Raw genomic sequence first — 10,315 nt, forward strand, 5'->3', positions numbered from 1 at the left:
GCGGTGGACTGGCGGCTGCCCGCAAACGACTCCGGGCGGCCGCCAGTCCCGTGCTCCAGCGTGCGCTCAGACGCGCATCCCGGCGGGCTCCCGGTCCCAGTCCCGCGCCTGGCGCACGCCACGGGCCTCGAGGCGGGGGAGGACCTCCTGAGCGAAGTACTCCAGCTCACCGGCGTAGTCGAAGAACGCCACCGTCATCCCGTCGAAACCCGCCTCGTGGAAGCGCTGGATCTGGTCGGCGACGTCGTCCGGCGTCCCGATCAGCGGGCAGCTGCCGTGCCCGGCGGCGAACCGGGCGCGGAAGGTCGCGAGCATCTCAGGGGTGAACGACTGGGCGTGCAGACCCTGCAGCGCCATGAGGTTGTCGACGGCGGACCAGTCGGCCTGCTCGTCGGCGTAGTAGTGCAGGAACTCCTCGGCCTCCTCGCGGGTGGGGCGGCACACGACGTGTCCGAGGGTGAAGACCCCCGCCTCGCGGCCGTAGTCGGTGCGCGCCTGGGCCTTCATCGAGGCGACGATGTCGCGGCCGTCCTCCGGTCCGCCGACGATCGTGAACCCGAAGTCGGCGTTGCGGGCGGCAAACTCCCGGCCCTGCTTGGACGAGCCCGCGTTGAGCACGGGCAGCACGCCGTCGTACGGCTTCGGCATGCCCTCGACGTGCCGGAGGTGGAAGAACCTACCGTCGTGGTCGAAGCTGCCCGGCGTCGTCCAGATCTTCCGGATGACGTCCCACCACTCCTGGGCCAGCGCGTAGCGGTCGTCGTGGTCCTGGGGCAGCTCCACGCCGAAGGTGTCGTACTCCGGCTTGTTCCAGCCGGCCACGATATTGATCCCCGCCCGGCCCTGGCCGACCTGGTCCACGGTCGCCAGCTGCTTCGCGACGACGATCGGGTGGTTGAACGCGGTGTGGACGGTGGCGAAGACGGAGAGGTGCCTGGTGTGCGCGAGCAGCGCACCGGCCCAGACGGTGGGGTCGAGCACGCCCTCATGGAAGTTCGTCTCGCCCCCGTAGCCGATCCAGCGCGCGATCGGCAGCATGAAGTCGATGCCCACCTCGTCGGCGATCTTCGCCAGCCGGAGGTTGTCCGCCCAGCTGCCCGACCACCGGTCGGGGGCCTTGGTCACGGCGAGGCCGGATGAACAGTTGGAGCTGAAGGTCCCGAGCTTGAAGTCGGGAGCGTCGTTGATCGATCGAGCCATCTGAACCTCCGTTGGTCCAACGTGATGTACCGGGTCCGCCGAACCTCGCGGGCACGGCGGTTCACCTGCGTGGAGACGTGGCGCGGTGGTGCTGGCCGAGAGTGGCACCCGCGCGTCCGGTGTCGTTGGTCGAGTGTGAGCCGCCGCGGATGGCGGCGTCTATCCGCTCCGCGCGGGATCCGATCCAGAACGCGCGCACTGGGTTGCCTCGACTCCAGGTGCTGTCGTACTCCGTGCTCCGCCAGGCCCGGGCGACGGGCACGCGTGGGGGGACTCGGCCACGGGCGGCACGCCCGTGGCCGAGGCCCTCGATGGTTCCGACGCCGGGGGCACGGTGTGCGCCCCGGGCGTTCCCGACCGACTCGTCGGGAGGTCAGGCCGAGGCGAGAATCTCCTCCTCGGCAAGACCGCACAGCATGTCGACGTCCATGAGGAATGTCGGGTTTCCGTCCTCGTCGAGGAACTGCGACGGTCCCTTCGCAAACATGATCTGAATGACCTCCTCCTCGAAGAACAGAGGACTGTGAGTCGCCCCGTCCGGCTCGAGGACGTAATCGCCGGTCTTGAAATGACCGGCCTGCTGGTGATGGCCGGCGCCCTTGATGATGTAGATCTCGGAATTGCCGATGTGCTGGTGCGGGGGAAGCACCGACCCCTTCTCGGAGCGGATCATGATCGTCCACTCCTGCGACGCGCGGTCGAGCCGGAGGACCTTGATGCCCACGCCAGGTGCCAGAGTCCGCCACTCCATGGCATCCGTGTCGATCACGAGGCCGCCGTCCTTGTCCATCTCCATGTTTCCTCCCTGTGGTGTCCGCACGGTGTGGCCGTGCCTGCCTGGTGGGTGGCAGGACGGGTTGATCGGGGCTGCGGACGTCACGCCCCCAGCTCATGTCCAGGCCACTCAGGAGCCGTCTGCGCTCTGGGGTGCCCGCTCCTCGACGAAGGTCAGTTTGCCGTCCTGCAGGACGTCGGGTCCGCCGTGCCGGTGAATGCGTGTGCGCGCATCTGTCTCCTGGATGTCGTCGATGTCCGCCGGGGGCACGCGCAGGCGGGTCGCCGGAGGTGTCGCCTCCGGCGATGTGGGCCTACCGGAGGTGGACCGTGACCTCGATCTCGATGAGCAGGCCGTCGACGGCCAGCCCGGTGACGCCGACGATCGTCTGGGCTGGGTGTCGGTCAGAGCCCTGGACCTGCTCGATGGCGCGCGTCATGACCTCGTACTCGGTCGGCCGCAGGGTGTAGATCGTGCGACGCACGACGTCGTCCCAGGTCGCGCCGATGGCGTCGAGCGCGAGCTTGACGTTCTCCATGGCGGCGCGCGTCTGCTCGCCGAGGTCGTCGCCCCCGCGCACGCTGAAGTCCGGGGCCAGGGCGACCTGGCCGGCGATGTAGGCGATCCGGCCGGGCTCTGCTATCGAGATGTGGCTGAATCCCGGAGCTGGGTGGATGGCCGGCGGGTTGATCAGTGCACGGGTCGACGTCGACATGCAACTTCTCCGATCGGTGGGTACCGGGATGCGCCGCAAGTTATTGTGATGTGTGCTTACGTGTCAAGGATCACATTAGGCATGAGCGCGCTGGCTTTCTTGATGCTCTGAAACGGAGACACTTGGTCTGAAACTTCCGGCTCGCCGTCCGGGGCCGCGCCATTCGAGTCGCCCGGAGATCGCCGAGGTCGCCGCGACGAGGGCCGACCTCGCCAGCCCCCGTGTCGCCGGGGAACTCGTCGCTTCGGGCCCCCGGCCGGAGGGCCACGCTCAGGGCCGTCACAGTCGCCGTGGCAGGCGCCGGCACCGCCCGTCGTAACGGAAGGCCTCAGTCCATGACCACCCCAAGTGAGCGCACAGTCCGCGGCCGTGAGGCGGTGTCCGGCCTGACCGCCGAGCCGGAGACCGAAGCTGGCGCGGAGCCGGCGGCCGATCCGGCGCACCGAGCTCGCGCGGAGCCGGCGATCGGCTCTGGCGCAGTGCCGGTGAACGGCGCTGGTGCGGAGCCGGCGGATGCCGCACGGCGGGTTCGGTCGGGCCCGGACGGTCCGCGGCTGTCGGGTGCTGCCCTGGCGCTTTTCGTGCTCAGCGTGCTGGCGGTCGCCGTGAACCTCCGTCCCGCTCTGACCAGCGTGGGGCCGCTGCTCCCGGAGATCCGCCGGGACCACGTCGGACTCGGCCTCAGCGTCACGCAGGCCGGCGTGCTCTCGACGGCGCCGTTGCTGTTCTTCGCGCTGGCCGCCCCGCTCGCTCCCCGGCTCGCCCGGAGGTTCGGCCTCGAACGGACGATCCTGGCCGTCCTGGTGGTCGTCGCGCTCTCCCTGGGCTTGCGTCCTTGGGCGGGTTTCTCGCTCCTCCTCCTGGGGACCGGTGTCGCGGCGGGCGCCATCGCCGTCGCGAACGTGCTTGTGCCGGCGCTCATCCGCCGGCACCTGCCGCGCCGCGCCATGCCGATGATGGGTGCGTACTCCGTCACGCTCGCCCTCGGCGCCACGTTGGCGGCGGGGACCACGGTGCCGATCTCCGAGTGGCTGGGCGGCTGGCGTTGGGGCCTGGCCGCCTGGGGGCTCCTCGCCGTCGCGGCGCTCGTGCTCTGGGCCCCGCGGAGCAGGGGCGGCGCGAGGGTCGACCTCGGCACGTCCACGACCAGGCGGCTGTGGCGGCAGCCGCTGGCCTGGCAGGTCTCGGCCTACCTCGGCACGCAGTCGGTCGGCTTCTACTGCATGGTCGCCTGGTTGCCGAGCATCGCGCGGGAGTCCGGCATGAGCGCCACGGAGGCGGGCCTGCTGCTCTCGACCTCCATCCTGGTCGGCGCCGCCTCCGGGCTCCTCGTCCCGGTGCTGAGCTCGCGGGCGCGCAACCAGCAGGTCGCGGCGGCCGGCACCGTCGTCTTCATCCTGGCGGGGCTCACCGGGCTCGCCCTCGCCCCTGCCGCGGCGCCGTGGCTGTGGGCCGTCCTGCTGGGGATCGGTCAGGGAGGGACGTTCCCCCTCGCGCTCGCGCTCATCGTCCTGCGGAGCCGGACGGCCGCGGACGTGCCGGGGCTCTCGGCGATGGCGCACACGGTCGGCTACATGATGGCCGCGGCCGGACCCTTGGTCATGGCCGCGATCCGCGAGTGGACGGGCTCCTGGGCGCCGGCGCTGATGCTCGTCGTAGGCGTCGCTCTCGTGCAGCTGGTGCTGGGGTGCTTCGCCGGCCGCTCGGGATATGTCGGCGGAGAGGGACAACCCCGCGGGACGTGAGCGAGGATCGGCTCGACTGTCGTCGGGCGCCGTCGAGCCCCGTCGACGGGCCTGTCAGCGGGCCGCCGCGGCGGGCCCGTCGCCGCAGACCTTGCGGTCGCGCACGGCCACGCCGAGTGAGAGCACGAGGCACAGGCTGACCGCCGCGAACGCCGCGGCGATCCCCGCCTCCCACGCGCCGGCGCCCACCACGGCGAAGAAGATCGCGGTGATCATCGCGTTGCCGATGGCGGTGCCGATGCGCTCGGCCGTGGACTTCACCCCGCCGGCGGTGCCGCCGTAGCTCGTGGGCACGCTCTCGAGGGAGAGGGTCTGGTTGGCCGATCCCAGGGCGCCCTGGCCGAGGCCGGCGAACATGAGCGTGAGGGCAAGCCACCAGAAGCTGACGTCGTACTGCTCGATGAGGACCGCCACGCCCACGCTGAGCACCACCCCGACCAGGACGCAGGCCAGCGCCCCGACGATGATGGTGCGGCCCCTCGCGAGGGCGTGGCGCCCGGCCCAGATGGCGGCGAACGCCGAGACCACGGCGTTGGGCAGCCCGACCAGCCCGGTCTCGAGCGCGCTGGCACCCAGGCCGTTCTGCATGTAGAGAGCGATGATCACGAAGATCGACGTCGAGCCCAGGAAGAACGTGCCGGCGACGGCGGTGCCGTTGGAGAACGACGGGAACGCGAACAGCGCCAGGTCCACCATCGGGGCGCGCCCGCGCGCCTTGTAGCGGCGCTCCCACAGGACCCACAGCGCCACCAGCCCGAGGCCGGCGGCCAGCAGCAGCCAGACGAGCCCGCCGCGCTTCGACATGAACGGCAGCATCACGCACAGCACGGCGAGGGCGAGGACGACGGCCCCCACGGGATCGAGGTCGACCTTCTCGCGCGGCACGGCCGCCGCGGCGATGTCCTTTGACGCCCCGCTCTTGCGCGCCGCCTTCGCAGCCCGGCGCGCCGCCCGGCGACGGCGCTCCTGGGCGAAGGGGAACCAGCACAGCGCGAGTACGGAGCCGAGCAGCCCGAGGGGGAAGTTGATGAGGAAGGTGGCCCGCCAGCCGATCTCCGGCCCGAAGACCTGGATGATCGCCCCGGCCAGGATCGGGCCGATGGCCACGGAGACGGCGACGACGGTGCCGAACATGGCGAAGGCCCGGGCGCGCTCCATGCCCCGCCAGTATTGCTGGATCATGCCCATGGTCTGGGGGTTGTAGATGCCCGCACCGACGCCCTGGACGAAGCGGGCGACGTTGAGGAACGTGGGCGTCGGTGCGAGCCCGCAGGCCAGCGAGGCAAGCGAGAACAGCAACAGGCCGATGACGAAGAGCCGGCCGCGGCCCAGCACGTCCCCGAGGCGGCCGGCGGGCACGAGGCTGATCCCGAAGGTCAGCGCGTAGCCGGAGAGCACCCACTGCAGGTCGGAGTCGGTGGCGCCGAGCGTGTGCGAGATCGTCGGCAGCGCCACGTTGATCGAGGAGACCGCGATGAGGGCCATCGCGATGGGGATGAGGAGGACGACGAGGATCCGGCTGCGTCGGAAGACGCGGTCGGTTCCATCGACGTGGATAAGGGTGGGGTCGTCGTCGCTCACTACCTGTTTGTATGCCCTGGAGCGGTCGCCGATCTACCGCTTCGGGATGAACACAGTCCGGATGAGACGAGACTCACCCGCTCAGGGCCGACGGCGGAGGCTCAGTGCGCCATCACGACGAGCTCGGTGAGCAGCGGGGCCACCACGAGCGCGGGGAGCATGTCCGCCACCGGGATCTCGCGGATGCGCAGCAGCCGCAGTGCGATGCCGACCAGCATGAGCCCGCCGGTCGCGGTCAGCGCGGCGAGGTGCGGCTCGGGGACGACCGAGCCGAGCAGCATCCCGACCACCGTCAGCGCGCCCTGGAAGACCCCGACAGAGACGGCCGAGAGCAGCACGCCCACGCCGAAGGTGGACGCGAAGGCCAGCGCCGCGAAGCCGTCGAGCACGGCCTTGAGCATGAGCTGGTCGATGCCGCGGCCCAGCCCGTCCGAGAGGCTGCCGAGCACGGCCAGGGGGCCGACGCAGAACAGCAGCGTGGCGGTGAGCCAGCCGTCGATGAACCGCTGGCGGGTGGCGTGGGACTCGAGCCGGATCGTGCCGGGCCGGTTCGTCCAGGCGTGGACGCGGCCGGCGAGCCCCTCGAGGCGGTCCGCGAGGCGCAGCCCGGACCCGATGATGCTGCCGATGAGCAGCGCGCCGAGCACGATGAGGACCGGCGCCCCGGATCCCACGGCGTCGGCGAGGGCCGCGTCGGTGACGCTCACGGTCGACTGCGCCGCGATCAGCAGCGTGACCAGCCCGAGGCAGTCGGTGACGACGTCGCGGACCCGCCCGGGCAGCCGGTGGCCGGCCGCCATGCCGAGCAGGGAGCCGACGACGATCGCCGCCACGTTGATGAGGGTGCCGAGGCCGGGATAGTTCACGGTTCGCCACCGTAGTCCCCCGAGGCGCTGGTCAGCGTGGCGTCAGCGGGACGGCGGCCGCGATGTCCGCGGGGACGTCCGTGCCCCGGCGCGCGCGGGCGCGGTGCTGCTGCGGTGTCTCGCCCCGGACCCGCCGGAACGCGGCGCTGAGCGCGAACGGGGTGGCGTACCCGGTCTGGCGTGCGACGGCGCCGAGCGTCGAGCCCGGTTCGAGGAGGAGATCGGCGGCGAGCTCGAGGCGTCGCTGCGTGAGGAAGGCCATGGGCGGCTGGGCGACGAGCTCGGTGAACCGGCGGGCGAGCGCGGCGCGGGAGACGCCCACGGTGGCGGCCAGGGAGGCGACCGTCCACGGGTGGGCGAGGCTGTTCTCCATCAGCCGGACCGCGCGTCCCACCACCGGGTCGCCGCCGGCGCGGTACCACCCGGGCGCCTCGCCCGCCCGCCGGTCGAACCAGCGGCGCAGCCCGGCCACCAGGAGCAGGTCGAGCAGGCGGTCGAGGACCACCTCCTGGCCGGGGCGGTCGGCGGTGACCTCGCGGGCCACGAGGCCCACGAGGGGTTCGTCCCAGTCGGCGCGGCGCAGCAGGGCCAGCGGCGGCAGCGCGGCCAGCAGCTGACGGCCGACCTCGTGGGGAAGCTGGTAGGTGCCGGTTAGCATCACGGTGGACCCCGCGGGGTCGTTGCCCCAGGTGCGCACGCCCAGGCTGGAGATGCCGAGCAGCTCGGCGCCGTCGACGGTTGTGCACCGCTGGCCCGGGTGGATGACGGCCTGCGGGGCGGTGCGCGGATCGTCGGCGATCGTGTAGGCGTCGGGCCCGCGCAGGATCGCGACGTCGCCGGGGCCGAGCTCCGCGGGCACGGCATGGTCGGGCAGCACGTGCGCGCCGCCGGCGACCATCGCGACGAGCGTCAGCGGTGCCTCGTCCTGGATGCGCAGCGACCAGGGCGGGTTCATCACCGTGCGTAGCAGGAACGCGCCGCGCGCCCGGGGACCGTCCAGCATGCCCAGCACGGAGTCCATGCCGCTGAGCGTAGACGAACGCGTATGCCGGCGAGCGTCCCGGCCATGGATCGTCTCACCGGTGCGGTGTTGGCTTGCGGTATGAGCACTCACGGCACAGGTCAGGGACCCGGGGCGACGGCGGAGGTGGCGGCGTGAGTGGCACGGGTGCGACCGCCCTGACGGCGCTCGCGGCGGTCGGCAGCGGGACCGTGGGCGGCGTCTTCTTCGCCTTCGACTCCTTCGTCCTGCGTGGGCTCGGCCGCCTGCCGGACGGCCTCGGGGCGGACGCCATGCGGTCCATCAACGTCACGGCGGTGCGGCCGGCGTTCATGACGGCACTGTTCGGCACGGCGGCGCTGGCGGTCGGCGTCGTCGTGCTCGGGGCCAGATCGTCGGAGACGGTCGAGCGCGTGCTCCTCGTTGGGGGAGGAGGCGCGTACCTCGTGGGCACGGTGCTGACAACGATCATGCGCAACCTGCCGCTCAACGACGCCCTCGAGGCCCGGCGGGGTGCGACGTGGACGCAGTTCCTCGCGGCGTGGAGCCGGGCCAACCGCGTGCGCACCGCCGGGTCGCTCGCGGCGTCGGCGGCGTTCACGGTCGCGCTCGCCAGGCCTTGACCGGCGCGCGCGTCCGGACAGCCTGAGCCCGTGCGGCACGACGACGGCGCGGCCTGAGCGCTGGCCCTACCTGCCCGTCCGCGGATCAGAACGGTGGGGGGTCCTCGGGCGGTGGCGGTGCCAGTGACGGTGGGGCTCCGGGAGGCCGGTTGACCTTGCGTCGGTACGTGTGGCCGGTCGGGGCGGTCCAGATGCTGTCGCCGGTGGCGGGGTCGCGATGGGTGCGCCATGCCTTGGTGGTCTTGGCTCCGTGGTGGGAGCGGCACCTGGAGTAGAGCGTGTCGAGCCGGGTCTGGAACTCGGTCGTGGCGCGGCTGGGGTCGTACTCGGGCGTGTGGTCGAGGTCGCAGCGGCTGGCGGGGACGCGGCAGCCCATGTAGGTGCAGGTGACGTCCCGGGCGACGACGGTGCGGGCCAGGACGGCCCCGGGACGGTAGGTCTTGGTGCCAAGGGCCACGGCCTCGCCGGTGGTGGCGTCGGTGAAGAGAGCCTGCCAGGTGGCGTCCTTCGCGATCGCGCGGGCGAGATCGGCGGGGATGGGGCCGTACCCGGCGAGCAGGCCGGGGGAGTCGTCCAGGCCGAGGAGGGTGCCGGCGCCGATGGTGACCTGCAGGTGCGGGCGGCGCCGTTGAAAGGTGGGCAGCTCGGCGCCGTCGAGGTCCAGGCCGCGGTCGAGCAGGGTGCGGAAGAGGTCGCGGAAGGCGTCGGCGCGGCGCTGGTCGGCCGTGCGGGTGTCGCCGGGTGCCTTCGCCGCGGCGCCGAGGCTGTCGAGGTAGGTGCGGGTGGCCTCGGCGTCATCGCAGCGCAGCAGGGCCGAGACCCAGGACATCCCGTCCGGGGCCGGCTCGACGGTCACCGTGCGGTCGGCGTAGGCCTTCGTGTGGCGCTTCGCGGCCTGATGAATGTCGAGGGCGAGCGCGGCGTGGCGCATCTTCTCGCGCAGCTGTGGCCCGGTGAGCGTGGCGGCGGTGGGCAGGAGGCGGGTGTGGAGCGCGCGGAGCTCGGCGGGGGGCAGGCCGATCGTGCTGTCGAGCAGGATCTTGGCCTTGGTGGTGTCGATGCGGCCGTGGACGAGGGCGTCGGCGACCTGGGGGAAGTCGTCCAGGCTGAGGGCGAAGCCGACCTTGGCTTCGGCGCCGTAGCGGGTGATGCCCAGGCGTGCCTGGATCTCGAAGCCGGCGAGGTCCTCGGGCCTGGGGCCGGGCCTGGGGGCGGGGGTGCGGCGGGCGAGGAGCTCGGTGATCAGGCGGGCCTGGTTGGCCGCGGTCCAGGCCGCCATGCGCTCGTAGCCGGCGATCGCCTCGACCAGTGTGGCGTCGTCAACATCGGCGGGTGACAGCGCGGCGAGGTGGCGCGCCAGAGCGGCGCCGGGGGTTGTGAGCTCGAGCTGAGCGGCGGGACCCGGGCCGAGCCCGAACCGGCTCACACCACCGCCCTCGGGGTGTGAGTGTCTGTCAGCGGGGTCGTCGTTGACCATGCCTTAACGCTATGCGGGAGCACTGACATTGCCCGCCGCGCCTCATCGTGTGCCTGTGGAGCGCAAGCCCTGGCTGGTGCCCATGGTGGTCTGCTACGCGCCGGTGCTCTCCGCCGCCCGCGCACGAAGTAGGCGTTCGACGCGTTGCGGGGTCGGGTGCCTCAGCAGATGTCGGCGCGGAGCGCCTCGAGCCGTGCGACGGCGTTGTCGAGGAGGGCCGGGTCGGTGCCGCGCACGACGATGTTCGTGCCCCGGACGTCGCCGTCGCGGAACGGGTAGGAGCCGACGCTGACGTGCGGCATGGTCTCGGCGAGCTCGCGCAGCGGGGTGGCG

The 10,315-nt window shown here is 72.2% G+C and carries 9 protein-coding genes; 2 read left to right on the plus strand and 7 right to left on the minus strand.

Annotation, left to right across the window (positions count from 1 at the left end; translation table 11 throughout):
* Positions 1–66: 66 nt before the first annotated feature.
* From EJK16_RS08965 to EJK16_RS08975, 3 genes are all read right to left on the minus strand, one after another.
* Entirely contained in the window at positions 67–1,200 is a 1,134-nt protein-coding gene (locus EJK16_RS08965) for an LLM class flavin-dependent oxidoreductase (RefSeq protein WP_127128503.1), read from the minus strand.
* Between the two features lie 373 nt (positions 1,201–1,573).
* Complete coding sequence (locus EJK16_RS08970; protein ID WP_127128505.1) at positions 1,574–1,996, minus strand: cupin domain-containing protein; 423 nt, start codon at positions 1,994–1,996, stop codon at positions 1,574–1,576.
* A 292-nt stretch (positions 1,997–2,288) separates the two neighbouring features.
* The gene (locus tag EJK16_RS08975) at positions 2,289–2,690 is read right to left on the minus strand and encodes a RidA family protein (RefSeq protein WP_127128507.1); all 402 of its coding nucleotides are present in this window, start codon (positions 2,688–2,690) and stop codon (positions 2,289–2,291) included.
* A gap of 581 nt (positions 2,691–3,271) precedes the next feature.
* Here EJK16_RS08975 and EJK16_RS08980 point away from each other — a divergent pair.
* Positions 3,272–4,435, plus strand: a complete 1,164-nt coding sequence (locus tag EJK16_RS08980; RefSeq protein ID WP_164737251.1) for an MFS transporter — start codon at positions 3,272–3,274, stop codon at positions 4,433–4,435.
* A 54-nt stretch (positions 4,436–4,489) separates the two neighbouring features.
* On the opposite strand, the gene EJK16_RS08985 is transcribed toward EJK16_RS08980, so the two are convergent.
* From EJK16_RS08985 to EJK16_RS08995, 3 genes are all read right to left on the minus strand, one after another.
* Entirely contained in the window at positions 4,490–6,016 is a 1,527-nt protein-coding gene (locus EJK16_RS08985; RefSeq protein ID WP_240645903.1) for an MFS transporter, read from the minus strand.
* Positions 6,017–6,117: 101 nt separating this feature from the next.
* Positions 6,118–6,882, minus strand: coding sequence for a DUF554 domain-containing protein (locus EJK16_RS08990; RefSeq protein WP_127128511.1), 765 nt, complete (start codon positions 6,880–6,882; stop codon positions 6,118–6,120).
* Positions 6,883–6,913: 31 nt separating this feature from the next.
* Positions 6,914–7,903 carry an AraC family transcriptional regulator gene (locus EJK16_RS08995; RefSeq protein ID WP_127128513.1) on the minus strand — a complete coding sequence of 330 codons (990 nt, stop codon included), beginning with the start codon at positions 7,901–7,903 and terminating at the stop codon, positions 6,914–6,916.
* A gap of 134 nt (positions 7,904–8,037) precedes the next feature.
* Here EJK16_RS08995 and EJK16_RS09000 point away from each other — a divergent pair, with 134 nt between their 5' ends.
* Positions 8,038–8,505, plus strand: coding sequence for a DUF1772 domain-containing protein (locus tag EJK16_RS09000; RefSeq protein ID WP_127128515.1), 468 nt, complete (start codon positions 8,038–8,040; stop codon positions 8,503–8,505).
* 85 nt (positions 8,506–8,590) lie between these two features.
* On the opposite strand, the gene EJK16_RS09005 is transcribed toward EJK16_RS09000, so the two are convergent.
* Positions 8,591–9,982 carry a DUF222 domain-containing protein gene (locus EJK16_RS09005; protein ID WP_127128517.1) on the minus strand — a complete coding sequence of 464 codons (1,392 nt, stop codon included), beginning with the start codon at positions 9,980–9,982 and terminating at the stop codon, positions 8,591–8,593.
* Positions 9,983–10,315: the final 333 nt, after the last annotated feature.

Source organism: Georgenia sp. SYP-B2076, assembly GCF_003991205.1.
Taxonomy (GTDB): domain Bacteria; phylum Actinomycetota; class Actinomycetes; order Actinomycetales; family Actinomycetaceae; genus Georgenia.

What these genes read in the sequence shown, in the direction of transcription:
- EJK16_RS08975 (WP_127128507.1), bottom strand. Translation starts at nt 2,690, where the DNA reads ATGTCGACGTCGACCCGTGCACTGATCAACCCGCCGGCCATCCACCCA.
- EJK16_RS08970 (WP_127128505.1), bottom strand. Translation starts at nt 1,996, where the DNA reads ATGGAGATGGACAAGGACGGCGGCCTCGTGATCGACACGGATGCCATG.
- EJK16_RS08995 (WP_127128513.1), bottom strand. Translation starts at nt 7,903, where the DNA reads ATGGACTCCGTGCTGGGCATGCTGGACGGTCCCCGGGCGCGCGGCGCG.
- EJK16_RS09005 (WP_127128517.1), bottom strand. Translation starts at nt 9,982, where the DNA reads ATGGTCAACGACGACCCCGCTGACAGACACTCACACCCCGAGGGCGGT.
- EJK16_RS08965 (WP_127128503.1), bottom strand. Translation starts at nt 1,200, where the DNA reads ATGGCTCGATCGATCAACGACGCTCCCGACTTCAAGCTCGGGACCTTC.